At 68.8% G+C, this 25,111-nt stretch carries 16 protein-coding genes and 3 rRNA genes; 10 read left to right on the forward strand and 9 right to left on the reverse strand.

The window, feature by feature from the left end; all coding sequences use genetic code 11:
• Positions 1 to 164: 164 nt before the first annotated feature.
• From OG990_RS00005 to rrf, 3 genes are all read left to right on the forward strand, one after another.
• Positions 165 to 1,681 (forward strand): 16S ribosomal RNA (locus OG990_RS00005).
• A 384-nt stretch (positions 1,682 to 2,065) separates the two neighbouring features.
• Positions 2,066 to 5,176, forward strand: a 23S ribosomal RNA gene (locus OG990_RS00010).
• Positions 5,177 to 5,260: 84 nt separating this feature from the next.
• Positions 5,261 to 5,377 (forward strand): 5S ribosomal RNA (gene rrf, locus OG990_RS00015).
• Together the 16S, 23S and 5S rRNA genes form the textbook arrangement of a ribosomal RNA operon.
• A gap of 118 nt (positions 5,378 to 5,495) precedes the next feature.
• Here the strand turns inward: rrf and OG990_RS00020 are convergent.
• Positions 5,496 to 6,182 (reverse strand): hypothetical protein, encoded by a 687-nt coding sequence (locus tag OG990_RS00020; protein WP_406078531.1) that lies wholly within the window; start codon positions 6,180 to 6,182, stop codon positions 5,496 to 5,498.
• A 70-nt stretch (positions 6,183 to 6,252) separates the two neighbouring features.
• Here OG990_RS00020 and OG990_RS00025 point away from each other — a divergent pair, with 70 nt between their 5' ends.
• From OG990_RS00025 to OG990_RS00035, 3 genes are read left to right on the forward strand one after another with little or no spacing between them, the layout of a single operon-like run.
• Positions 6,253 to 8,871: a valine--tRNA ligase gene (locus tag OG990_RS00025; protein WP_406078532.1), complete on the forward strand. Its 2,619-nt coding sequence runs from the start codon at positions 6,253 to 6,255 to the stop codon at positions 8,869 to 8,871.
• The gene (locus OG990_RS00030) at positions 8,868 to 10,202 is read left to right on the forward strand and encodes a folylpolyglutamate synthase/dihydrofolate synthase family protein (protein ID WP_328419472.1); all 1,335 of its coding nucleotides are present in this window, start codon (positions 8,868 to 8,870) and stop codon (positions 10,200 to 10,202) included. Before OG990_RS00025 ends, OG990_RS00030 begins: the two co-directional genes overlap by 4 nt.
• Positions 10,203 to 10,249: 47 nt before the next feature.
• The gene (locus OG990_RS00035; RefSeq protein WP_406081605.1) at positions 10,250 to 10,663 is read left to right on the forward strand and encodes a DUF4233 domain-containing protein; all 414 of its coding nucleotides are present in this window, start codon (positions 10,250 to 10,252) and stop codon (positions 10,661 to 10,663) included.
• Between the two features lie 37 nt (positions 10,664 to 10,700).
• Here OG990_RS00035 and OG990_RS00040 read toward each other — a convergent pair whose 3' ends face one another.
• Positions 10,701 to 12,122: a VOC family protein gene (locus tag OG990_RS00040; protein ID WP_406078533.1), complete on the reverse strand. Its 1,422-nt coding sequence runs from the start codon at positions 12,120 to 12,122 to the stop codon at positions 10,701 to 10,703.
• Positions 12,123 to 12,264: 142 nt separating this feature from the next.
• Here OG990_RS00040 and ndk point away from each other — a divergent pair, with 142 nt between their 5' ends.
• A complete protein-coding gene (ndk, locus tag OG990_RS00045) occupies positions 12,265 to 12,690 on the forward strand; it encodes a nucleoside-diphosphate kinase (protein WP_328419466.1) in 426 nt (141 codons plus the stop codon).
• A gap of 50 nt (positions 12,691 to 12,740) precedes the next feature.
• On the opposite strand, the gene sigJ is transcribed toward ndk, so the two are convergent.
• The 3 genes from sigJ to OG990_RS00060 all read right to left on the reverse strand — a co-directional run bounded on the left by sigJ (position 12,741) and on the right by OG990_RS00060 (position 15,343).
• Entirely contained in the window at positions 12,741 to 13,616 is an 876-nt protein-coding gene (sigJ, locus tag OG990_RS00050; RefSeq protein ID WP_406078534.1) for an RNA polymerase sigma factor SigJ, read from the reverse strand.
• Positions 13,613 to 14,044, reverse strand: a complete 432-nt coding sequence (locus OG990_RS00055; RefSeq protein WP_355609233.1) for a carboxymuconolactone decarboxylase family protein — start codon at positions 14,042 to 14,044, stop codon at positions 13,613 to 13,615. Before OG990_RS00055 ends, sigJ begins: the two co-directional genes overlap by 4 nt.
• A gap of 120 nt (positions 14,045 to 14,164) precedes the next feature.
• The gene (locus OG990_RS00060; protein ID WP_406078535.1) at positions 14,165 to 15,343 is read right to left on the reverse strand and encodes an acyltransferase family protein; all 1,179 of its coding nucleotides are present in this window, start codon (positions 15,341 to 15,343) and stop codon (positions 14,165 to 14,167) included.
• Between the two features lie 138 nt (positions 15,344 to 15,481).
• On the opposite strand from OG990_RS00060, the gene OG990_RS00065 reads away from it, so the two are divergent.
• Positions 15,482 to 17,032 carry an alkaline phosphatase D family protein gene (locus OG990_RS00065; protein WP_406078536.1) on the forward strand — a complete coding sequence of 517 codons (1,551 nt, stop codon included), beginning with the start codon at positions 15,482 to 15,484 and terminating at the stop codon, positions 17,030 to 17,032.
• A 76-nt stretch (positions 17,033 to 17,108) separates the two neighbouring features.
• Here the strand turns inward: OG990_RS00065 and OG990_RS00070 are convergent, their stop codons facing one another.
• From OG990_RS00070 to OG990_RS00085, 4 genes are read right to left on the reverse strand one after another with little or no spacing between them, the layout of a single operon-like run.
• Positions 17,109 to 17,897 (reverse strand): ABC transporter permease, encoded by a 789-nt coding sequence (locus tag OG990_RS00070; protein WP_355609200.1) that lies wholly within the window; start codon positions 17,895 to 17,897, stop codon positions 17,109 to 17,111.
• Between the two features lie 10 nt (positions 17,898 to 17,907).
• A complete protein-coding gene (locus OG990_RS00075; RefSeq protein ID WP_406078537.1) occupies positions 17,908 to 18,666 on the reverse strand; it encodes an ABC transporter permease in 759 nt (252 codons plus the stop codon).
• Between the two features lie 11 nt (positions 18,667 to 18,677).
• Positions 18,678 to 19,688, reverse strand: coding sequence for an ATP-binding cassette domain-containing protein (locus OG990_RS00080; RefSeq protein ID WP_406078538.1), 1,011 nt, complete (start codon positions 19,686 to 19,688; stop codon positions 18,678 to 18,680).
• A gap of 59 nt (positions 19,689 to 19,747) precedes the next feature.
• Positions 19,748 to 20,767 (reverse strand): ArsR family transcriptional regulator, encoded by a 1,020-nt coding sequence (locus tag OG990_RS00085; protein WP_406078540.1) that lies wholly within the window; start codon positions 20,765 to 20,767, stop codon positions 19,748 to 19,750.
• 342 nt (positions 20,768 to 21,109) lie between these two features.
• Here OG990_RS00085 and ileS point away from each other — a divergent pair, with 342 nt between their 5' ends.
• Both ileS and OG990_RS00095 read left to right on the forward strand, forming a co-directional pair.
• On the forward strand, positions 21,110 to 24,256 hold the full coding sequence (gene ileS, locus OG990_RS00090; RefSeq protein WP_406078541.1) for an isoleucine--tRNA ligase: 3,147 nt from the start codon (positions 21,110 to 21,112) through the stop codon (positions 24,254 to 24,256).
• A 163-nt stretch (positions 24,257 to 24,419) separates the two neighbouring features.
• Positions 24,420 to 25,109 (forward strand): lysophospholipid acyltransferase family protein, encoded by a 690-nt coding sequence (locus tag OG990_RS00095; RefSeq protein ID WP_406078542.1) that lies wholly within the window; start codon positions 24,420 to 24,422, stop codon positions 25,107 to 25,109.
• The last annotated feature ends 2 nt before the right edge of the window (positions 25,110 to 25,111 follow it).

The raw sequence follows: 25,111 nt of genomic DNA on the forward strand, positions 1-25,111 counted from the left end.
GGGGCTTCTGGTCGGTGTGTGGTTGTTCTTTGAGAACTCAACAGGGTGCTTGAAAAGCCAGTGCCAATTATGATTTATACCCCGGACTGGTCGGGCTTTATGTCTGGCTGGTTGGGATTCCTTTGGCAACATTGTTTGTTGTCAGGATGCTGTTCGACAAGTTTTTGTTGGAGAGTTTGATCCTGGCTCAGGACGAACGCTGGCGGCGTGCTTAACACATGCAAGTCGAGCGGAAAGGCCCTTCGGGGTACTCGAGCGGCGAACGGGTGAGTAACACGTGAGCAACCTGCCCCAGGCTTTGGGATAACCCTCGGAAACGGGGGCTAATACCGAATATGACTTGGCCTCGCATGAGGTTGGGTGGAAAGTTTTTCGGCTTGGGATGGGCTCGCGGCCTATCAGCTTGTTGGTGGGGTAATGGCCTACCAAGGCGACGACGGGTAGCCGGCCTGAGAGGGCGACCGGCCACACTGGGACTGAGACACGGCCCAGACTCCTACGGGAGGCAGCAGTGGGGAATATTGCACAATGGGCGGAAGCCTGATGCAGCGACGCCGCGTGAGGGATGACGGCCTTCGGGTTGTAAACCTCTTTCAGCAGGGACGAAGCGAGAGTGACGGTACCTGCAGAAGAAGCACCGGCCAACTACGTGCCAGCAGCCGCGGTAAGACGTAGGGTGCGAGCGTTGTCCGGATTTATTGGGCGTAAAGAGCTCGTAGGCGGCTTGTCGCGTCGACCGTGAAAACTTGGGGCTCAACCCCAAGCCTGCGGTCGATACGGGCAGGCTAGAGTTCGGTAGGGGAGACTGGAATTCCTGGTGTAGCGGTGAAATGCGCAGATATCAGGAGGAACACCGGTGGCGAAGGCGGGTCTCTGGGCCGATACTGACGCTGAGGAGCGAAAGCGTGGGGAGCGAACAGGATTAGATACCCTGGTAGTCCACGCTGTAAACGTTGGGCGCTAGGTGTGGGGGGCCTCTCCGGTTCCCTGTGCCGCAGCTAACGCATTAAGCGCCCCGCCTGGGGAGTACGGCCGCAAGGCTAAAACTCAAAGGAATTGACGGGGGCCCGCACAAGCGGCGGAGCATGCGGATTAATTCGATGCAACGCGAAGAACCTTACCTGGGTTTGACATGGCCGCAAAACTCGCAGAGATGTGAGGTCCTTCGGGGGCGGTCACAGGTGGTGCATGGCTGTCGTCAGCTCGTGTCGTGAGATGTTGGGTTAAGTCCCGCAACGAGCGCAACCCTCGTTCGATGTTGCCAGCGCGTTATGGCGGGGACTCATCGAAGACTGCCGGGGTCAACTCGGAGGAAGGTGGGGATGACGTCAAGTCATCATGCCCCTTATGTCCAGGGCTTCACGCATGCTACAATGGCCGGTACAATGGGCTGCGATACCGTGAGGTGGAGCGAATCCCAAAAAGCCGGTCTCAGTTCGGATCGGGGTCTGCAACTCGACCCCGTGAAGTCGGAGTCGCTAGTAATCGCAGATCAGCAACGCTGCGGTGAATACGTTCCCGGGCCTTGTACACACCGCCCGTCACGTCACGAAAGTCGGCAACACCCGAAGCCGGTGGCCCAACCCCTTGTGGGAGGGAGCTGTCGAAGGTGGGGCTGGCGATTGGGACGAAGTCGTAACAAGGTAGCCGTACCGGAAGGTGCGGCTGGATCACCTCCTTTCTAAGGAGCACCTTCACCTGAAAGGGTGCAAGGAGCCCGCGGCCCGCGTATGTCGGGTCGGGGTGCTCAGATGGCGGAGACACTGGCGAGTTTTCCTCTGGCAACGGCCGGAACAACCTAGTACAGCCACCTTTTCGGGGGTGGTGGGAACGGATTGTGCTGGTGCGGCTGGAGAAGAATGCAGAGCACCCTGTTGGGTCCTGAAAGAACAACCATTGGTTGTTGTTTCAGAGACTGGATCCCAGCCCCTTTGTGGGTTTGGGGAGTCTGCCAGGCATGGCCTGGTCTCACATACCGCCGATTGTGATCGGGTTTGGTGTGGGGCTAATGGGTTGTGGGTTGGTCGTTTGTTGAGAATTGCACAGTGGACGCGAGCATCTTTGTGGTCAAGTTGTCAAGGGCGAACGGTGAATGCCTTGGCACCAGGAGCCGATGAAGGACGTGGGAGGCCGCGATAGGCCTGGGGGAGCTGTCAACCAAGCTGTGATCCCAGGGTGTCCGAATGGGGAAACCTGGCTGGAGTCATGTCCAGTCACCCACACCTGAACACATAGGGTGTGTGGAGGGAACGCGGGGAAGTGAAACATCTCAGTACCCGTAGGAAGAGAAAACAATTTAGTGATTCCGTGAGTAGTGGCGAGCGAAAGCGGATCGAGGCTAAACCGGCTGCGTGTGATACCTGTCAGGGGTTGCGTGGTTGGGGTTGTGGGACCCTGCTGAACAAGCTGACACTTGTTCGAGAAGTTACAAAGTCAGTGGCTAGTCGAACAGTCTGGAATGGCTGACCGTAGACGGTGAAAGTCCGGTAGGTGAAAGTTGCTGACCTTCTGTGGGTGTTCCCGAGTAGCGGCGGACCCCTGAAATCTGCCGTGAATCTGCCAGGACCACCTGGTAAGCCTAAATACTTCCTGGTGACCGATAGCGGACAAGTACCGTGAGGGAATGGTGAAAAGTACCCCGGGAGGGGAGTGAAATAGTACCTGAAACCGTTCGCCTACAATCCGTCGGAGCCTTGCGGGGTGACGGCGTGCCTTTTGAAGAATGAGCCTGCGAGTTAGTGGCATGTGGCGAGGTTAACCCGTGAGGGGGAGCCGTAGCGAAAGCGAGTCTGAATAGGGCGATTCAGTCGCGTGTCCTAGACCCGAAGCGGAGTGATCTAGCCATGGGCAGGCTGAAGCGCGGGTAAGACCGCGTGGAGGGCCGAACCCACCAACGTTGAAAAGTTGGGGGATGACCTGTGGTTAGGGGTGAAAGGCCAATCAAACTCCGTGATAGCTGGTTCTCCCCGAAATGCATTTAGGTGCAGCGTCGCGTGTTTCTTGCCGGAGGTAGAGCACTGGATGGTCTAGGGGGCCCACAAGCTTACCGAAATCAGCCAAACTCCGAATGCCGGTAAGTGAGAGCGCGGCAGTGAGACTGCGGGGGATAAGCTTCGTAGTCGAGAGGGAAACAGCCCAGATCACCAGCTAAGGCCCCTAAGCGTGTGCTAAGTGGAAAAGGATGTGGGGTCGCATAGACAACCAGGAGGTTGGCTTAGAAGCAGCCACCCTTTAAAGAGTGCGTAATAGCTCACTGGTCAAGTGGTTCCGCGCCGACAATGTAGCGGGGCTCAAGCACACCGCCGAAGCTGTGGCATTCACATTTTAACCTCGCTTGGACTTGATTCCTTGTGCAGGTGTGTGGATGGGTAGGGGAGCGTCGTGCCGCGAGTGAAGCAGCGGGGTGACCCAGTTGTGGACGCGGCACGAGTGAGAATGCAGGCATGAGTAGCGAAAGAAGGGTGAGAAACCCTTCCGCCGGATGACCAAGGGTTCCAGGGCCAGGCTAATCCGCCCTGGGTGAGTCGGGACCTAAGGCGAGGCCGAGAGGCGTAGTCGATGGACAACGGGTTGATATTCCCGTACCCGCGAAAGAGCGTCCCTGACGAACCTCGTTGTGCTAACCACCCAAACCGGCTGCGACCTTCGGGTCAAGGTTGGGGAGCGTGGGAACCTGACGGGTAGTAGTCAAGCGATGGGGTGACGCAGGAAGGTAGCTGAGCCCGGCCGGTGGTTGTGCCGGGGTAAGCGTGTAGGCCGTGTTGTAGGCAAATCCGCAACACATGAAGGCTGAGACGTGATGCCGAGCCGATTCAGGTGAAGTCAGTGATCCTATGCTGCCGAGAAAAGCCTCTAGCGAGTTCTTAGCGGCCCGTACCCCAAACCGACACAGGTGGTCAGGTAGAGAATACCGAGGCGATCGGGCGAACTGTGGTTAAGGAACTCGGCAAATTGCCCCCGTAACTTAGGGAGAAGGGGGGCCGGAGACGTGAAGCCCCACGCGGGTGGAGCGTTGTATGGCCGCAGAGAGCAGGGGGAAGCGACTGTTTACTAAAAACACAGGTCCATGCGAAGAAGTAATTCGATGTATATGGACTGACGCCTGCCCGGTGCTGGAACGTTAAGGGGACCTGTTAGCTCTTCGGGGCGAAGCGGAGAACTTAAGCGCCAGTAAACGGCGGTGGTAACTATAACCATCCTAAGGTAGCGAAATTCCTTGTCGGGTAAGTTCCGACCTGCACGAATGGCGTAACGACTTCCCCACTGTCTCAACCACAGGCCCGGCGAAATTGCAGTACGAGTAAAGATGCTCGTTACGCGCGGCAGGACGGAAAGACCCCGGGACCTTTACTATAGCTTGACATTGGTACTCGAATTAGCTTGTGTAGGATAGGTGGGAGCCGGTGAAACCTATACGCCAGTATGGGTGGAGGCAATCTTGAAATACCACTCTGGTTGATTTGGGTATCTAACTTCGGACCGTTATCCGGTTCAGGGACAGTGTCTGGTGGGTAGTTTAACTGGGGCGGTTGCCTCCTAAAAGGTAACGGAGGCGCCCAAAGGTTCCCTCATCCTGGTTGGCAATCAGGTGTTGAGTGCAAGTACACAAGGGAGCTTGACTGTGAGACTGACAGGTCGAGCAGGGACGAAAGTCGGGACTAGTGATCCGGCACTTGCGAGTGGAAGCGGTGTCGCTCAACGGATAAAAGGTACCCCGGGGATAACAGGCTGATCTTCCCCAAGAGTCCATATCGACGGGATGGTTTGGCACCTCGATGTCGGCTCGTCGCATCCTGGGGCTGTAGCAGGTCCCAAGGGTTGGGCTGTTCGCCCATTAAAGCGGTACGCGAGCTGGGTTTAGAACGTCGTGAGACAGTTCGGTCCCTATCCGCCGTGCGCGTAGGATACTTGAGAAGGGCTGTCCCTAGTACGAGAGGACCGGGACGGACGAACCTCTGGTGTGCCAGTTGTCCTGCCAAGGGCACGGCTGGTTAGCTACGTTCGGAAGGGATAACCGCTGAAAGCATCTAAGCGGGAAGCCTGCTTCAAGATGAGGTATCCCACCCCACTTTGTGGGGGTAAGGCCCCCAGCTAGACGACTGGGTTGATAGGCCGGAAATGTAAGCCCGGTAACGGGTTCAGTTGACCGGTACTAATAGGCCGAGGACTTGACTACTAAGCTGCTACGCGTCCACTGTGCAACTCTCGATAAACGAACAACAGACCACATTGTTGGTGTTGTTTGACATGTCGATAGAGTTACGGCGGTCATGGCGGAGGGGAAACGCCCGGTCACATTCCGAACCCGGAAGCTAAGCCCTCCAGCGCCGATGGTACTGCACTCGTGAGGGTGTGGGAGAGTAGGACACCGCCGGACAATCATTCCAGGAAGGGTCACCCGTACAGGGTGGCCCTTCCTGCGTTTCTATGCGTCAGGGCCACCCCCACTGGGAGTGGCCCTGACGCATATCCACCCCCAAGGAAAACGGAGTCGGTCAGTTCCGGGTCTGCATGTCCGCGCGGAGGTTGCGCAGCAGGCCCCCGGCGTCGGTGACCGAGCGTCCCGGGAACATGGCCATCACGACGCTGCCGTGGTCGGCCCAGCCGCACACCGCGAAGTCGCCGCCCTCGCCGGTGGTGCTGCCGCACTTCATCACGCCGCCCAGCTCGCCCGCGGGCACCTCGCGCAGGCCGGTCACCGCGCCGGTCTCGTCGGACATCAGGCCGAAGAGGCTGTCCAGGTCGCGCTCCGGCTGCCAGAGCAGGGTGGTGCCCCCGAAGATGAGCACCGACCGCTTGTCGTCGGCCGGGTCGCGGTAGACCGTGCCGAAGCTGCGGTCCAGCTCGATGTCGGCGGCGAGGCCGCTGCGCAGGTAGTCCGCAGTGCTCTTCGCCCGCTCGCTGTCGTCCCGGGTCAGGCCCGCCACCTGATCGGGCGAGGTCAGCTGGGTGTCCTTCTGCTGTGCCACCCGCCATCCGCCGACACCCAGCACGCCCGCACCCGCCAGGCCGACGACCAGTGCGACGGTCCAGCCGATCCGGCGGCGCCGGGACCACCCACCCTGCGGCTCGTCGGGGTCGCCGCCGGTATCCCGGGTGCTCAGCTGGATCGGCTCGTCGGTCAGCTCGACCGGCTCGCGACCGTCGTCGAGCGGGCGCTCAGTGAGATGTGCGTCGGACATAGCCGACACCGTACGCGAATGGCAGGTGGTGCACGCCGGGTCCGCCGAAGCCCTCCGTAGACTTTCCAGGGTGACCGACAGACTCGATGCCCGACGCCCCGACGCCCCCACCCTGGCCGGCCAGTACCAGCCCGGCGAGGTAGAGCAGCGACGGTACGAGCAGTGGGTAGCCGCCGGGCACTTCCGGGCCTCCGCCGACAGTGACAAGCCGCCCTTCACGATCGTCATCCCGCCGCCGAACGTCACCGGTTCGCTGCACATGGGCCACGCGTTCGAGCACACGCTGATGGACGCGCTGACCCGGCGTAAGCGCATGCAGGGCTTCGAGGCGCTCTGGCTGCCCGGCATGGACCACGCGGGCATCGCCACTCAGAACCTGGTCGAGCGTCAGCTCGCCGGCGAAGGCCTGTCCCGGCACGACCTCGGCCGGGAGAAGTTCGTCGAGCGGGTCTGGCAGTGGAAGGCCGAGTCCGGTGGGGCGATCCTCGGTCAGATGCGGCGCCTCGGTGACTCGGTCGACTGGGACCGGGAGCGCTTCACCATGGACGAGGGTCTGACCCGGGCCGTCCAGACGATCTTCAAGAAGCTCTTCGACGAGGGCCTGATCTACCGGGCCAACCGGATCATCAACTGGTGCCCGCGCTGCCTGACCGCGCTCTCCGACATCGAGGTCGAGCACACCGACGACGACGGTGAGCTGATCTCCATCCGGTACAGCGACGGGGTCGTGGTGGCCACCACCCGGGCCGAGACGATGCTGGGCGACACCGCCGTGGCGGTGCACCCGGACGACGAGCGGTACCAGCACCTGATCGGCACCGAGGTCGAGCTGCCGTTGACCGGCCGTCGCATCCCGATCGTCGCCGACGCGCACGTCGACCCGTCCTTCGGCACCGGCATGGTCAAGGTGACCCCCGCGCACGACCCGAACGACTTCGAGATCGGCCAGCGCCACGACCTGCCCGCGCTGACCGTGATGGACGAGCGTGGCGTGATCATCGTGCCCGGCCCGTTCGAGGGGCTGGACCGGTTCGAGGCGCGGCCCGCGATCGTGGCGGCGCTGCGCGAGCAGGGCCGGATCGTGGCCGAGAAGCGGCCGTACGTGCACGCGGTCGGGCACTGCTCCCGGTGCAAGACGACCGTCGAGCCGCGGCTGTCGTTGCAGTGGTTCGTCAACACCGCGCCACTGGCCCAGGCCGCCGGCGACGTGGTGCGCGACGGTCGGGTCCGCATCGAGCCGGCCGAGCTGGCCAAGCGCTACTTCGCCTGGGTCGACAACATGCACGACTGGTGCATCTCCCGACAGCTGTGGTGGGGGCACCGGATCCCGGTCTGGTACGGCCCGCAGGGCGAGATCGTCTGCGTCGGCCCCGGCGAGCAGCCGCCGACCGGGGACGGCTGGCGGCAGGACGAGGACGTGCTGGACACGTGGTTCTCCAGCGCGCTCTGGCCGTTCTCCACCCTCGGCTGGCCGGAGCAGACCCCGGACCTGGCCAAGTTCTACCCGACCAGCGTCCTGGTCACCGGCTACGACATCCTCTTCTTCTGGGTCGCCCGGATGATGATGTTCGGCCTGTACGCGATGGACGGCCGGCAGCCGTTCGACGTGGTGGCCCTGCACGGCATGGTCCGCGACGAGCACGGCAAGAAGATGTCCAAGTCGTTCGGCAACGTGGTCGACCCGCTGGACTGGATCGACCGGTTCGGTGCCGACGCGACCCGGTTCACCCTGGCCCGCGGCGCGAACCCCGGCCAGGACGTCCCGGTCAGTGAGGAGTGGTGTCAGGGCTCGCGCAACTTCTGCAACAAGCTCTGGAACGCCACCCGGTTCGCCCTGATGAACGGCGCGCACACCTCGGGCGACCTGCCCGCCGCCGAGCGGCTCTCCACCGTCGACCGGTGGATCCTGTCCCGGCTGGCGCACGTCACCGCCGAGGTTGACGAGCAGTTCGAGGCGTACGAGTTCGCCAAGGTGTGCGACCTGCTCTACCACTTCGCGTGGGACGACGTCTGCGACTGGTACGTCGAGCTGAGCAAGTCGGTGCTCGCCGAGGGCGGTGAGCGGGCCGAGAACACCCGGCGGGTGCTCGGGCACGTGCTGGACCAGCTGCTGCGGCTGCTGCACCCGGTCATCCCGTTCGTCACCGAGGAGCTGTGGCTCGCGCTGACCGGCGGCGAGACGGTGCAGAGGGCCGCCTGGCCGGTGGCCGACCGTTCGCTGATCGACGACGCCGCCGAGGCGGAGCTGGCCGGCGTGCAGCGGGTGATCACCGAGATTCGCCGGTTCCGATCCGACCAGGGGCTGCGCCCGACCCAGCGGGTGGCCGCCCGGCTGGACGGGTTGGCGGGGGCCGGTATCGCCGCCCACGAGCCGCTGATCCGCTCGCTGGCCCGGCTGGACCCGGTCGCCGAGGACTTCCAGGCCAGCGCCACGCTGGCCATGCCCGGGGCGGTCGGTGTCGCGTTGGACACCCGGGGGTCGATCGACGTGGCCGCCGAGCGGGCCCGGCTGACCAAGGACCGCGCGGCGGCCGAGAAGGAGGTCGCGCAGGCCCGGGCGAAGCTCGACAACCCGGCCTTCATCGGCAAGGCCCCCGAGCCGGTGGTCGCGAAGATCCGCGACCGGCTCGCCACCGCCGAGGCCGACCTGGTCCGGATCGACGCTGCTCTGGAGACGCTTTCCTCGTGACCGACCGTACCGATTTCGCCACCGTCGAGGCCGAGCTGGCCGCTCGCGGCTTCACCCGCATGGTCTTCGAGCTGGACCGGATCGAGTCTCTGCTCGACCTGCTCGGCAGCCCGCAGCGGGCGTACCCGGCCATCCACCTGACCGGCACCAACGGCAAGACCTCCACCGCGCGAATGATCGACTCGCTGCTTCGGGCGTTCGGGCTGCACACCGGCCGGTACACGAGCCCGCACCTGGAGACGGTCCGGGAACGGATCAGCCTGGACGGCGAGCCGGTCAGCGAGGAGCGGTTCGCCGCCGTCTACCGGGAGATCCGGCCGCTGGCAGAGCTGGTCGACGCCGGGTCGGACGAGCCGCTGACGTACTTCGACATGACCACCGCGCTGGCGTTCGCCACGTTCGCCGACGCGCCGGTCGACATCGCGGTGGTCGAGGTGGGCCTCGGCGGCGCCGAGGACGCCACGAACGTCATCCAGGCCGGGGTCTGCGTGATCACGCCGATCGGCCTGGACCACACCGAATGGCTCGGCGACACGCTTCAGGACATCGCGCTGGCCAAGGCCGGCATCATCCACCAGGGCGCCACCGTGATCGCGGCGGCGCAGGAGGAGGAGGCGGCGCGTCCCCTCCTCGAACGGTGCGCCGAGGTGGGCGCCACCCTCGCCCGGGAGGGTGCCGAGTTCGGCGTGCTGGGCCGGTCCCTCGCGGTCGGCGGCCAGGTGCTCACCCTGCAGGGGCTCGGCGGCATCTACGAGGACGTGTTCATCCCGCTGCACGGCGCGCACCAGGCGCAGAACGCCGCCGTGGCGCTCGCTGCGGTGGAGGCGTTCCTGGGCGCCGGGACCACGCGGCAACTGGACGTCGAGGTGGTCCGGGAGGGCTTCGCCGAGGCCAGCTCCCCGGGTCGGCTGGAGCGGGTCCGGAACGCCCCCACCGTCCTGCTGGACGGCGCGCACAACCCGCACGGCATGGCCGCCACCGTCAAGGCGTTGCAGGAGGAGTTTGCCTTCAGCAAGCTGGTGGCGGTCGTCGGCGTGCTCGCCGACAAGGACGCGTCCAGCCTGTTGGAGCTGCTGGAGCCGGTGGTCGACCTGGTGGTGGTCACCCGCAACACCTCGCCGCGGGCGATGCCGACGGCGGAACTCGCCGCGCTGGCCGGCGAGATCTTCGGCGAGGAGCGGGTCGAGGTGGCCGAGGAGATGCCGGACGCGATTGAGCTGGCGGTGGCGCTGGCCGAGGAGGACGTCCCCGGTGAGCTCAGCGGGGTCGGGGTGCTGGTCACCGGGTCGGTGGTGACGGTGGCCGACGCACGTCGGTTGCTGAAGCGATGACCGGCCCGGAGCGGGACCCTGGGACCGCAGAGCGCTCGACAGCGGACCTGCCTGCGGCCGGCGCGCCGGTGGAGCAGCCCGATGCCGAGGCGCCGGCGGATCAGCCGGTGGCCGGGCAGCCGCGGCGGTCCGGGCTGCGCAACCCGGAGGGGGCGGTACGCGGCCTGGGTGCCGGGACGCTCAGCCTGGAAGCGCTGGTGCTGGTGCTGGCCATCCAGCCGATCCGGGTGGTCGGCGGTGACCTGAGCGGCACCGCGATCGGCGCCGTGGTTGCCCTGGCGGTGGTCGCCGTCCTGCTTGCCGGCATGATGCGCCGTCCGTGGGCCTGGCACGCCGGCACCGTGCTCCAGGGCCTGCTGCTGTTGTCCGGCCTGCTGCACTGGTCGCTGTTCGCGCTGGGCGTCATCTTCGCCCTGGTCTGGGCGTACGCGCTGCACGTCCGCCGGGTCATCCTCGGCTGAAGCCCGACCCGGACAGCCGCGCCCGTGCCGTGTCGGCTCAGGCATCGGCGCGTTCGCGCCACTGGGTGAGGGCGATGCCGTGGCCGTCCGGATCACGGAACGCCGCCGCCCACACCTCCAGCTTGGTGCCCCGGTTGACCACCCGAGGCGCGTACGTGAAGCGGACGCCCGACCCGCGCAGCCGCCCGTACGCCGCCTCGATGTCGTCGACCTCAAGGTTGACGTGCACCAGCCGGCGGCTGATGGGCGCCGCCCCGGTCACCTCGCGCAGCACCAGCCGGGTCGTGCCGGAGGCGAGCACCGCGTTGCCGGCGCCCTGGTCGACCTCGGTGAAGCCGAGCACGTCGCGGTAGAAGCCGAGCGACCGGGACAGGTCGGTGACCAGCAGGGTGAGGCCCACCCCGCTGATCGGGGCGGCCGAACCGGCGGCGGTCGTCGCGTCGTACCCGAAGATCGCCTCGTCCAACTCCTCGGCGGTGACGGTCTCGCGTGCCGCTCCGGGCGGAGTGGGATCGTCCAGCGGCAGGTCGAGCGGGTCCAGCGGGTCCGTCACGAACGGGCCGGACCGCTGCGCGGGAGGCGGGTCGAAGCGTTGTGCGGCCGGCGGGTCGGAGCGCTCGTCGGCCGGCGGGGGTGGGTCGTCCGCCGGCTGGTCGAAGCGGTCGGTGTCGGGCTGGTCGAACTGCTCCTCGGCGGGCGGACGCGGCGCGGGGGTGGCCCGCCGGGGCAGCCCGCCGCCGGTCTGCTGCTCGACCAGGACCCCCTCCAGCACCACCGGGCCACCCGGGCTCTGGTGCACCACCACCGGCTCGCGCTCTTCGGGTGCGACGCCGAGATCGTCGCGCAGCGGGTCGGAGTCGAGCGGGCTGCGGAACGGGTCGCCGCCGCGCGGATCGCGGAAGTCGTCCCGGAAGTCGTCGTCGGGCGCGCGGTCGGCCCACGGGGGCGCGTCCTGCTGGATCAGCACCTCGTCCAAGGCCTCGGCGTCGGCGAACTCCGGCGGCAGGTCCGCGACGGCCGCCGCGGTCTCGGCGTGGGTCAGCACCTCGTCCCAGAGGACCTTGACGTGCCGCTGGTCGTCCAGCGCAACCCGGATCGGGAGGGTCTGGCCCAGCGACGGCCACTTGGAGACCGGCACCCGCGGCTCGATGATCTTCTTGGATCGGGGCGGCAGCCCGGGCGCGTCGATCACCAGTTGCAGCTCGCAGCGGCCGAACGCGTACTGGGTGGGTGGTTCGGAAGCGCTGTGCACATGCCCGACACCGACCACCCAGGTGCGCCCGCCGCCGCGCACGGTGGCCAACGCGATCGCCAGCACCAACAAGGCGACGCCGAGCGCCACGATGGCCCAACTGGTCATGCCCAGCCCGAAGAGGACGACGAACGTGGCCACGGTGCCCAGCACCGTGCCGATCAGCTTGCGTACCGGCGCGATGGGTCGGTTCCCGCCATTCGCCACAGTGGACCTCCCGGGGGTCAGGGCCAGGCTAGGCCGGATCGGCCACCGGGGGGAAGACCGGCCGCCGCGCCGGCGCCGGGACCGGGTCGCTAGGCTGACCGTACCGACCCCGAGCGTTCAGCGCGTACAGGAGGAACCCAGCGTGTCCAGCAACAGCGCGGATGAGCGCAGCCTCGTTCTGATCAAGCCCGACGCGGTCCGCCGAGGCCTGGTCGGCGAGGTCCTCTCCCGCTTTGAGCGCAAGGGGCTGCGGATCGACGCGATGGTGCACCGGACGATGGACGCGGCACTCGCCGACGAGCACTACTCCGAGCACGTCGACAAGGCGTTCTACCCGCCGTTGAAGGACTTCATGACCGGCGGCCCGCTGGTGGCCCTGGTGCTCTCCGGCGACCAGGTCATCGAGGTGGTCCGCGGGCTGGTCGGCGCGACCGACGGGCGTAAGGCTGTCGCCGGCACCATCCGGGGCGACCTGTCGCTGTCCAACCGGGAGAACCTGGTGCACGCCTCCGACTCTCCGGACAGCGCCAAGCGCGAGATCGCGCTCTGGTTCCCCGAGCTGGGCTGACGCGTCCTCGCCGGGTCCGGCTGACGGCATCGGCTGACGGTGCCGGGGGCTCAGTCGAGCGGCGGTAGCTTCGCCGGATTGCCGACCACGTAGATCCCGGTGATCCGCCCGTCGGCCGCGGTGACCGTCAGCGTGTACCGGCTGCCGTCCGCGCGGATCATCAGGGCGGCGGGTTCCCCGTTCAGCTCCAGGTGGCGCGCCGCCCAGCTGTGGCGCGGGCCGTAGATCCCGGCGAAGAACCGGGCGATCCGCTCCGCTCCGCTGATCGGCCTGCGGGCGGCCGACACCCGGCCGCCACCGTCGGTCCAGGCCGTGGCGTCCGCGGCGACCAGGCCGGTGAGCGTCGCCAGGTCACCGTCCCGGGCGGCGGCCAGGAACGCGTCCAGCAACCGTTCCCGCTCGGACCGGCTGGCGGTGAACCGTCGTTGCTCCTGGTGCACCCGGGCGGTCGCGCGGTGGTGCAGTTGCCGGCAGTCCGCAGGGGTCCGATCCAGGATTTCCGCGATCTCGGCGTACGGCATCTCGAAGGCGGTGTGCAGGACGTACACCGCGCGCTCCGGTGGGGTGAGCCGTTCCAGCACGTGCAGTAGCGCGGTGGACAGCGAGTCGCGTAGCTCCGCGCGGTCCAACGGCCCGAACGGCGAGGGCGCGGTGGGCACCGGCTCGGGCAGCCACGTCCCGACGTACGTCTCACGCCTGGCCTGCCGCGTCCGCAGCCGGTCCAGGGCCAGCCGGGTGACCACCCGGGACAGGTACCGGCGCGGCTCGTCCACCGCTGACCGGTCCACGCCCAGCCAGCGCAGGTACGCCTCCTGGAGCACGTCCTCCGCGTCGTCCCGGCTGCCGAGGAGGCGATAGGCGAGCCCGAGCAGCATGGGCCGGTGCGCCTCGAGCGCACCGGCCGCCTCTGCCGCCTCGGTCGTCACACCTGTGCCGGAGGCTCCAGCTGCATCGTCACCGCGATCCGATTCCACACGTTGATTGTGGCAATCGCGATGACCAGGTCGGCCAGTTCCTTCTCCGACCAGACCTTCGCGGCGGTGTCCCACACCTCATCCGGCACCCCGTGCTCGCCGAGCCGGGTGACCGCGTCGGTGAGCGCCAGTGCCGCGCGCTCCCGCTCGTCGAAGAACGTCGCCTCCCGCCAGGCGGCCACCGCGAACAGCCGCCGGCTCGACTCGCCTGCGGCGAGCGCGTCCCGGCTGTGCATGTCGACGCAGAACGCACACCCGTTCAGGATCGACGCCCGCAGCTTGACCAGCTCCAGCACGGTGTGGTCGACGTTCGTCTGGACGTACTTCTCCATCCCCATGACGGCCTTGTACGCCTGGGGTACCAGCTCGGCCGGGTTCATCCGTGGCACGACTACCTCCCTGATCGGTTCGACACCGTCACGACGGGTGGGCCGGGGTGTGCCGTGACAGTGGGCCGCTGTGACCCCGGTCATGCCGTCCGGAACGGGTCGGGGAGGAGGTCAGCCGCGGGTCGCCGGGGCGGTGTCCGCCAGCACCTCGCGTGGGCGGGGGATCAGCTCGGCCGCGGGGACCCTGGCGGTGTCACCTGTCGTACCGCCCGCACCGGATTTGTCGCCGATGTCGCGCGGGCCGCGCCGGGTCACCCGGACGGCCAGCCGGCGGCCCACCTCGATCATGGGTAGCTCGACCCACCGGTAGAGCACGTCGGCGATGAGCAGCGCCACCACCACGGCACCCAGGAAGAGGCCGGTGCTGCGATGCCCCATGGTGGGCAGCAGTCCGATCGCCGCCCGCGCCGCGATGGACTGGACCAGGTACATCGAGTACGACCGCTCGCCGATGAAGACCAGCGGACGAAGCCCCAACCCGCGGGCGAGCACACTGCGCGAGAGCAGGGCAGGCAGCAGCAGCGCCGCCGCGGCGGCGTAGGTGCCGATCAGCGCCTCCTGGCCGAACCGGGTCGGCCAGTACTGCACGGCCACCTGGAACGCGATGAAGACCACGATCACCACGGTGGCCGTCGCCGGGTGGGTCAGCGGCCGGACCACCGCGAAGCCTCGGGGGTGGTGCATGACCACCGCGGTCAGGCAGCCGAGCAGGATCGCCACATAGTGGATCGGCCAGCTCAGCCAGGCGATGTCCGGCGGGATCAGCGCGATGAAGAGCACGATCAGGCCGGCCGTGACGGCCAGCCGGCGGCGGAACGCGGCGGTCACCAGGACGAACGCGATGGCCGGCCAGAACAGGTAGAACTTCTGCTCGATCCCGATGGTCCAGGAGTGCAGGTACGGCGCGCTGGCCGGCAGGAGTTCGTTGAGGAACAGCAGGTAGTACTTCATCAGGCGTTCGATCGAGTCGGCACTGCCGCTGAGCCGGGCCAGCCCCCAGGTCAGGAAGAGCACCAGCAGGTAGACCGGCATGATCCGGAAGAACCGCCGCAGGTAGAACGCGCGCAGCGAGACCTTGCCGTACCGGTGCTCCTCACGCAGCAGCAGCGTCGTGATGAGGAAGCCGGAGAGCACGAAGAACAGGTGTACGCCGATCCAGCCGGTCAGCCACTTCCAGGACGGGCCTCCGTAGTGGAAGGCGAAGACCATGATGGCGGCCACTGCCCGCAGCCCGTCCAGGGCGGGGAATCGACGCATGGCCTGGAACTCGTCGTACCGAAGCGAACGCACCGGCGAAGTTTGCGCGAGCGCGCCAGCCGGGTCAAGCCGGCCGGACAACCGGGGTTCCCGCTCTCGTCACCCGGACCGCCGGTCGCGGCCATCTCCGACCGGTAGACCGACGGGGTCAACCCATCATCGGGAGGAAGCATGACCGAGCTTGATCGACGTACCCTGCTGCGGGCCGGCCTGGTGGCCGGGGTCGGAGTCGCTGGCGGCGGCCTGCTGGGCGGTGCCGGGGCGAACGCGGCGCCGGCCTGGCGCCCGGCGGGGCGCCCGGTGCTCACCCATGGTGTGCAGAGCGGCGACGTCACCGCGGACTCGGCGCTGGTCTGGACCCGGGCCGACCGGCCGGGTCGGATGCTGGTCGAGGTGAGTCGCCGGCCGGACTTCCGGGGCGCGCGGCAGCTGCGTGGGCCGGTGCTGGCCCCGACCGGTGACTTCACCGGCAAGGTCCGGCTGCGGGGTCTGCCGGACGCCGAGCGGCTGCACTACCGGGTCCGGGTGGAGAGCCTGGAGCGGCACGGGCTGGTCAGCGAGCCGCTGACCGGGTCGCTGACCACCGCGCCGGGCCGGCACCGGCGGCGCGACGTGCGGTTCGTCTGGACCGGGGACGTGGTCGGGCAGGGCTGGGGGATCGCCCCGGACTTCGGCGGGATGTCGATCTTCAAGGCGATGCGGGAGACCCGGCCGGACTTCTTCCTGTGCAGCGGTGACACCGTGTACGCCGACGGCCCGCTGGTCGAGTCGGTGACGCTGCCCGACGGGCAGATCTGGCGCAACCTGGTGACCCCGGAGAAGAGCAAGGTCGCCGAGACGCTGGCCGAGTACCGGGGACAGTTCGCGTACAACCTGCTCGACGAGCACCTGCGGGCGTTCGCCGCGACGGTGCCGCAGATCAACCAGTGGGACGACCACGAGGTCCTCAACAACTGGTACCCGGGGGAGATCCTGGACGACCCCCGCTACACCGAGCAGCGGGTGGACGTGCTGGCCGCCCGGGCCCGTCAGGCGTTCAACGAGTGGCTGCCGGTGCCGGTCGACGGGCCGATGTACCGGCGGCTGTCGTACGGGCCGCTGCTGGACGTGTTCGTGCTGGACATGCGGACCTACAAGGACGCGAACGACGGCAACACGTACGCCGACCCGAAGCGCGGCCTGCTCGGCCGCGAGCAGCGGGAGTGGCTGATCCGGGAACTGAAGCGGTCCCGGGCGACCTGGAAGGTGATCGCCAACGACCTGCCGATCGGGGTGGTCGTGCCGGACGGTCCGGGCGCGCAGGAGGGTGTCGCGCAGGGCGACCCCGGCGCACCGGCCGGGCGTGAGCTGGAGTTCGCCGAGGTGCTGCGGGCCACCCACCGGGCCGGGGTGACCGGCATGGTCTTCCTCACCGCCGACGTGCACTACACCGCCGCACACCACTACGACCCGTCGCGCGCGGCGGTCGGCGACTTCACCCCGTTCTGGGAGTTCGTCTCCGGGCCGGCGCACGCCGGCGCGTTCGGTCCGAACGCGCTGGACGGCACGTTCGGGCCGCAGGCGGCCTTCGTGCACGCACCGCCGCGCGCCAACACCTCGCCGGCGGAGGGCTTCCAGCACTTCGGTGAGGTCTCCATCGACGGGGAGTCGGCCGCCCTCACGGTGCACCTCCGCGACCGCGACGGCGCCGCCCTCTGGAGCACCACCCTCCCGGCACCCTGACCCGAGCACGGTGATCATGAGGTTGGCGGGCGTGCGCAGTTCGGCGCGCCCGCCAACCTCGTGGTCGGCCCTGGGGTTAGAGGGTGTCGAGGGATGCTCGGCGGCGGGACTCGGCCTCGAAGAGCTTGAGCAGGGTGGCCGCGAGCAGGGCGTAGGCGACCGCGATGGCCAGCTCGACCGCGAGCTGGGGTGCGGCGGCCCGGAAACCCTCACCGGCGACCAGCCGGCGGGCTGCCTCAGCGGCGTGGGTGATCGGCAGCAGCTCGCCGGTGACCCGCATCCAGGCCGGTAGCCCGGCGGCGGGCACGTTCACCCCGGTCAGCAGGAGCAGCAGCGCGATCGAGACGTTGGAGACCAGCCAGACGTCCCGGAACCGCAGCCCGATCGCGCCCAACGTCAGGCCGAAGAAGCCGCAGGCCAGCGCCGCGACCGCCAGGGTCAGCAGCAGCCCCGGCAGGGCGTCGACCGGCACCCGCAGGCCGAGCAGCAGCGACGCGGCGGTCAGCGTGGTCACCGCGATCAGCAGGCCGTTCGCCGCGTACGGCAGGACCCGGCCGAGGAAGACCGCGGTACGGCTGCGCGGCGAGAGCAGCACGTGCCCGAGGGTGCCGAAGCGCCGCTCGTTGGAGACCGCCATCGTGCCGCCGAACACGCACGCCAGGGAGGCGGCCAGCACCGCGTTGCCGGTGATGTAGAAGCTGTCGTCGGCGACCCCGAGCTGCCGTCCCAGATAGGCGAAGAAGAGCAGTTGGAACAGCGGGCCGACGAGCAGCGTGCCGACGAACATCGCAGGGGTGGTCCAGTTGAACAGGGCCCGGTAGGCGATCACGCCACCGATGCCGACCAGGCGGAGCAGTGCGGTCATCGTCGCCTCCTCAGGCCAGAGCGAGCGTGGCCGCCGCGCGGGCCCGCCGCTCGACGTGGGTCATCATGATCGCGCCGAGCGCCAGGCAGGCCAGGCTGATCGCCAGGCAGACGCCGAGCGACGGCCAGACCGGCCCGCTGCCGGTGGCCGCCTCGCGGACCGCACGCGCTCCCCAGGTGGTGGGCAGCACGGCTGCGATCGGGCCGGTCCAACCGGGCAGCGCGGTGATCGGCACGAGCATCCCGGAGACCAGCCAGATCGGGTACTCCAGCGTGTTGGCCAGCGCGTTGGCGTTGCGGAGCAGCACGAACGTGGAGGCGAGCAGCAGGCCGAACATGCCGAGCCCGATGATGCAGCCGGGCACCGCGACCGCGAACGCCAACGGGTGGGCGAAGGACAGCGGAATGCCGTACAGCAGCCGACCCCAGGCCAGCGTGGCGAGCATGGCGTACGTGCCGGTGAGCGCGGTGGCCAGCGTGATCGGCAGCACCACCAGGGCGGGCGGCCGGGGTGCCAACATGATCATCTCCAGGGTTCCCTGCCACCGCTGGTTCTGGATGGCGCCACCGGAACCGAACAGCACCGACGACCAGATGCCCATCAGCCCCGCGCCGACAGCGGCCTCCAACAGCCGGCCCGGCTCACCGCCGGCCCGGAACAGGTAGACGGCCAGGGTCGCCTGCACCACCGGCACGATCAGCGCGGTGGCGATCTCGAACGGCGACCGGCTGAGCTGCTTGGCGTGCAACAGCGCACCGACCGCGATCATCCGCAGCGTCCTCACCCGGCCACCGCCTCGAACGCACGGGCCTGCGCGTCGACCCGGTTCACGATCGCCACGTACGCGTCCTCCAGGGTGGGCTGCCGCGCGGTGACCCGGCCCAGCCTGACCCCGTCCAGCGCGCGCAACACGTCCGCCTGCACGTCCACCCCCGCGTCGGACTGCACGGTCAGCACCTGCGCCGCACCGGTGACGGCCACGCTCGCCTCGCGTACCCCGGGCAGGGCGTGGATCACGGCGAGCTGGGTGTCGCCCACCCCGTACGCCTCCACCTCCAGCACCTGCCGGCCGTCGGCGTGGTGCCGCAGCTCCGCCGGGGTGCCGAGGGCCTGGATGGTGCCGTTCGCGATCACCGCGATCCGGCCGCACAGCTCGTCCGCCTCGGCCATGTAGTGCGTGGTGAGCAGCACGGTGGTGCCGGTGGCGGCCAGCTCGGCGACGGTCTGCCGCAGCTCCCGGGCGGCCACCGGGTCCACCCCGATCGACGGCTCGTCGAGGAAGAGCACGCTCGGTCGGTGCAGCAGGCCCCGGGCGATGTGCAGCCGCTGGCGCATGCCCCGGGAGTAACCCTCTACCCGGTCGTTCTCCCGGCCAGTCAGCCGGACCAGGTCGAGAAGCTCGGCGATCCGCCGCTTCTGCTCCCGCCCCGGCACGCCGTACAGCTCGGCGAAGTAGCGCAGGTTGTCCCGTGCGGAGAGCCGGTCGTAGAGCCCCCGGTCACCGCCGAAGACGTACCCGATCCGCCGGCGCACCTCGCGGGTCTGCCGGACCACGTCGAAGCCACAGATCCGGGCCTCGCCGGCGGTCGGGATGAGCAGCGTGTTCAGCAGCTTGATGGTCGTCGTCTTGCCAGCGCCGTTCGGTCCGAGCAGGCCGAACAGCTCCCCGTTGCCGACGGTCAGGTCGACGCCGCGGACCGCCTCGACCTCCCGGCGCTGTGGTCGTAACCATCCGGTGCGGCTGCGGTACGTGCGGCGCAGCCCGACCGCCTCGATCGCGTGTTCGCTCATGGCCCGCAGGCTAGGAGTGGTCGGGACGGCGGGAAACGAATTCGGATCCGGCCGAATGCTCAGGCCGAGGCGGTCACCGGCTCGTCGCCGATCAACTGCACCAGGGCCACGCCGGCTGGTTCCAGGCCGTACAGCACCCGCCGGCCGACCCGACGGCGGTGCACCACGCCGGCGGTGAGCAACGCGGAGAGCTGCTCCGAGACGGTGCTCGGGGCCAGCCCCAGGGTGGCCGCGAGGCCGGCTGTGGTCGCCGGCCGGGTCAGCGCCCGCAACACCTGGGCACGCCCCCGCCCGACCAGCACCGCCAGCCGGTCGACCGCCGGCCCGGTCGGGGCAGCCGGGGCGGGCGCGCCATCGGCGAGCAGCGCCGCGCCACGCGCCTGGTAGGAGACGGCGACGATCTCCGGGTGGTCGGTGGAGCAGGCGAGCGCTCCCCGGGAGAAAATCAGCGGGATCAGCAGCAGTCGCTTGTCGACCGCCTCGAAATGCTGTTCCAGGGGCTTCACCAGGGTCAGCACCGGCCTGGCCCAGCGCACCCGCTCGTGCAGGTCGGCCAGTAGCGCGTCCGGGCCGTGCGCGGCGAGTGCCCGCGCCCGGTGCAGCACCTCCTCGTCCAGCGTCGCCCGCATCGCCGGCCACCAGGGCGCGATAGCCGCGTCCCAGTACGCCTCGATACCGTCCGCCAACCGGTCCAGGGCGGCCTGCCGGTCCGTGACGAACGGGCTGAGCCACCCGGGCAGGTCGTCGGGCCGGTGGTAGCGGGGGATCTGGTCGGCGATCACCTCCGGCGGCGTCGCGCGCAGCTCGGCGAGCTGCTCGGCCAGGGTCGGCGTGGCCGACGTGGGAATCGGGCTGAGGAAGTCCGGTGCGCGCGAGCCGATGGCCAGCAGCCGGACCGGGGCGGTCGCCGGCACCTCGGCCAGCACCCGCCGGGCGTGCCGCACCCAACCGGTGTACGGCCAGGGCGCCTCGCCCGGGTTGCGGTGCAGCACGTAAAGGCTGGTCATCACCTCCCACAGCGGGCTGGTGGCGATCCGGGTGCGAGCCAGCGTGGGCTCGTCCAACTCGATCCGGATCACCGGGCCAGCCTAGGCGGCGGTCGGCGGGCGGGATCCGGCGGCGGCGCGCCGGCGGGCGGGATTACTCGGCGGCGCGCCGGCGGGCGGGTCGAGTATCGTTGTGCACCGTAAGGCGATGACCCGGCCATCACCGGTGAGCCTCCGGAAGAACAGCCGGGCAACCGGCCCAGTAGAACCGGACGGGTCCGGCCCGTCACAGCCGGCCAATGAGCGGGCGGTCGATCCTGACCGCCAAGCGGGGTGGTACCGCGGGCCACCCGGGAGCGCCGTCGAGGCGTCCCCGGAGACGCTCGTCCTCGCAGACCCACTGATGAGTGAGCTGCGCGAGGAGAGCGACCCCCGATGGCCTATCCACTGCACGACCCGACCGCCGCCGGTGTCCCGGCGAGCCCGGACCTGCCCGCGGTCGAGCGCCGGGTGCTGGAGCACTGGACGGCCGACAAGACCTTCGAGGCGTCGGTGGAGGCCCGCCCGGCCGGCGACGACGGCAAGAACGAGTACGTCTTCTACGACGGCCCGCCGTTCGCCAACGGCCTGCCGCACTACGGCCACCTCTTCACCGGCTACGTCAAGGACGTGGTGCCCCGCTACCAGACCATGCGCGGCCGGCACGTCGAGCGGCGCTTCGGCTGGGACTGCCACGGCCTGCCCGCCGAGGTGGTGGCCGAGAAGCAGCTCGGCATCACCAGCAAGGCGGAGATCATCGACCTCGGCGTGGCCCGATTCAACGAGGCCTGCCGCACCTCGGTGCTGGAGTTCACCCAGGACTGGGAGCGGTACATCAACCGGCAGGCCCGCTGGGTCGACTTCGCCAACGACTACAAGACCCTCGACCTGGACTACATGGAAAGCGTCATGTGGGCCTTCCGGACCCTGCACGACAAGGGTCTGATCTACGAGGGTTTCCGGGTGCTGGCGTACTGCTGGCGCTGCGAGACGCCGCTGTCGAACACCGAGACCCGGATGGACGACGTCTACCGGGACCGGCACGACCCGACGTTGACCGTGTGGTTCGGGCTGACCCCGGACGAGTCCGCCCCGGAGCTGCTCCGCGGGTCGGTCAAGCTGGGCGTCTGGACCACCACGCCGTGGACCCTGCCGTCGAACCTGGCGCTCGCCGTCGGCCCGGACATCGAGTACGCCGTGCTGGAGCGCGACGGTGACCGTTACGTGGTGGGCGCCGCCCGGCTCGGGGCGTACGCCAAGGAGCTGGACGGGTACGAGCAGGTCGGCACGGTGTACGGCCGGGACCTGGTCGGGCGCCGCTACACCCCGCTCTACGACTTCCTGGTCGAGCAGGCCGGCGAGAACGCCTACCAGGTGCTCGGCGCGGACTTCGTCACCACCGAGGACGGCACCGGGATCGTGCACCTGGCTCCGGCCTTCGGTGAGGACGACCAGAACGTCTGCAACGCCGCCGGCATCCCCACCATCGTCACGGTCGACGACCACACCCGGTTCACGGCGTTGGTTCCGCCGTACCAGGGTGAGCAGGTCTTCGATGTCAACAAGCCGGTGATCCGGGAGCTCAAGGAGCGGGGGGTGGTGCTCAAGCAGGACACCTACACCCACTCGTACCCGCACTGCTGGCGCTGCGACACCCCTTTGGTCTACAAGGCGGTGTCGTCGTGGTTCGTCGCGGTGACCCGGTTCAAGGACCGGATGGTCGAGCTGAACCAGCAGATCAACTGGACGCCGGGGCACATCAAGGACGGCTCGTTCGGCAAGTGGCTGGCCAACGCCCGCGACTGGTCGATCAGCCGGAACCGGTTCTGGGGCTCGCCGATCCCGGTCTGGAAGTCCGACGACCCGAACTATCCCCGGCTCGACGTCTACGGCTCGCTGGCCGACATCGAGCGGGACTTCGGCGTACGCCTGACCGACCTGCACCGGCCGGCGGTGGACGACCTGGTCCGCCCCAACCCGGACGACCCGACCGGGCAGTCGATGATGCGTCGGGTGCCGGAGGTGCTGGACTGCTGGTTCGAGTCCGGCTCGATGCCGTTCGCCCAGGTGCACTACCCGTTCGAGAACGCGGACTGGTTCGAGCACCACTACCCGGGCGACTTCATCGTCGAGTACATCGGGCAGACCCGCGGCTGGTTCTACACGATGCACGTGCTGGCCACCGCGCTGTTCGACCGGCCGGCGTTCCGCAACTGCCTCAGCCACGGCATCCTGCTCGGCTCGGACGGGCGCAAGATGTCCAAGAGCCTGCGCAACTACCCGGACGTCTACCACGTCTTCGACGCGTACGGCTCGGACGCGATGCGCTGGATGCTGATGTCCTCGCCGGTGCTGCGCGGCGGCGACATGGCGGTCACCGAGGCGGGCATCCGGGACGCCGTCCGCCAGGTGATGCTGCCGCTGTGGAACGTCTGGTACTTCTTCTCGCTCTACGCCAACGCGGACGGGTACCAGGCGCGGCGCCGCACCGACTCGCCGGACCTGCTCGACCGGTACGTGCTGGCGAAGACGAACGAGCTGGTGTCGACGGTCGGCGCGCAGATGGAGGCGTACGACATCTCCGGCGCCTGCGCCACCGTCCGGTCCTACCTGGACGCGCTGACCAACTGGTACGTGCGCCGGTCCCGGGACCGGTTCTGGTCCGGGGACGCGAACGCCTTCGACACGCTGTGGACGGTGCTGGAGACGCTCTGCCGGGTGGTGGCGCCGTTGGCGCCGCTGACCGCGGAGGAGATCTGGCGCGGGCTGACCGGGGAGCGCTCGGTGCACCTGACCGACTGGCCGGAGGCGACCGAGTTTCCGGCCGACCACGAGTTGGTCGCCGCGATGGACGCCACCCGGGCGGTCGCCTCGGCGGCGCTGTCGCTGCGCAAGGCAAAGGGGCTGCGGGTGCGGCTGCCGCTGCCCAAGCTGGTCGTGGCCTCGCCGGCGGCGGAGCAGCTGCGCCCGTTCGCCGACCTGGTCACCGACGAGGTCAACGTGAAGGCGGTGGAGTTCAGCGCGGACCTGGCCGAGTACTGCCAGCAGGTCCTGACCGTGGTGCCCCGGGCGCTCGGCCCGCGGGTCGGCAAGCAGGTCCAGCAGGTGATCAAGGCGGTCAAGGCGGGCGAGTGGGAGCTGGTCGACGGCGCTCCGGTGGCCGCCGGGGTCACCCTGGCCGAGGGTGAGTACGAGCTGCGCCTGGTCGCCGCCGACGCCGAGCACTCCGCGCCGCTGCCCGGCGGTGAGGGTGTGGTCGTGCTGGACACCGAGGTCACCCCCGAGCTGGCCGCCGAGGGGTTGGCCCGGGACGTGGTCCGGGTGGTGCAGCAGGCCCGCCGGGACGCCGACCTGGACGTCTCGGACCGGATCGTGGTGTCGGTGTCGGCGTCCGAGGAGGTGCGCGCGGCGGTGGCCGCGTACATCGACTTCGTCTCCGGAGAGGTGCTGGCCGACTCCGTCGACTTCGCCGAGGGCGTCGATGGCTTCGTCGGCGAGGTCGGCGAGGGTGACCGGGTGACGGTCGTGGTCCGTCGGGTATGAGGTGGTCCGGGGACGGACGGGTCGAGGTCGTCCCGTCCGTCCCCGGACGCTCACTCCCGGGCCCGCCCCCGTGGGTCCGGGACGCCCGCCACCCGCTCCGGGCGGAGTGCGGGCGTCAGCTAACGTGACACCGCCTGTGCAACCCACGACCGCCGGAGGACCAGTGCCCCTGCTCTACACCATCGGCAAGCTCACCGTGGCGCCCACGCTGCGGTTGGCGTTCCGCCCGACCGTGGAGGGGCTGGAGCACCTGCCGGAGACCGGCGGCGCGGTCTTCGCCGGGAACCATCTGTCGGTGGCCGACGAGCTGTTCCTCGGCACGGTGGTGCCCCGGCACCTGGCGTTCTGGGCGAAGTCGGAGTACTTCAAGGGCACCGGGGTCAAGGGCGCGATCTCCAAATTCGTCCTCACCGGCCTGGGCGCGATCCCGGTCGAGCGGGCCGGCGGGCGCGCTGCGCTGTCCGCGTTCGACGCGGCCATCCCGGCACTCAAGGGCGGCGACCTGGTGGTGGTCTACCCGGAGGGCACCCGCTCACCGGACGGCAAGCTCTACCGGGGACGGACCGGAGCGGCCCGGCTGGCGCTCTCCGCCGGAGTGCCGGTCATCCCGGTCGGCATGATCGGCACGGACAAGGCGCAGCCGATCGGCGCCCGGGTGCCCCGCCCCGGCGCCGCCAAGATCACCGTTCGGTTCGGCAAGCCGCTGGACTTCACCGGCCGGCCGGACGACCGCACCTCGCTGCGGCAGATGACCGACGAGATCATGAGCGAGATCCAGAAGCTCACGGGCCAGGAGTACGTGCCCCGCTACGCCCCGCCGCGCGCCCACCCGGACCCGACCCGCGACTCCTGACC

This window comes from Micromonospora sp. NBC_00858 (assembly GCF_045207365.1).
GTDB lineage: Bacteria > Actinomycetota > Actinomycetes > Mycobacteriales > Micromonosporaceae > Micromonospora.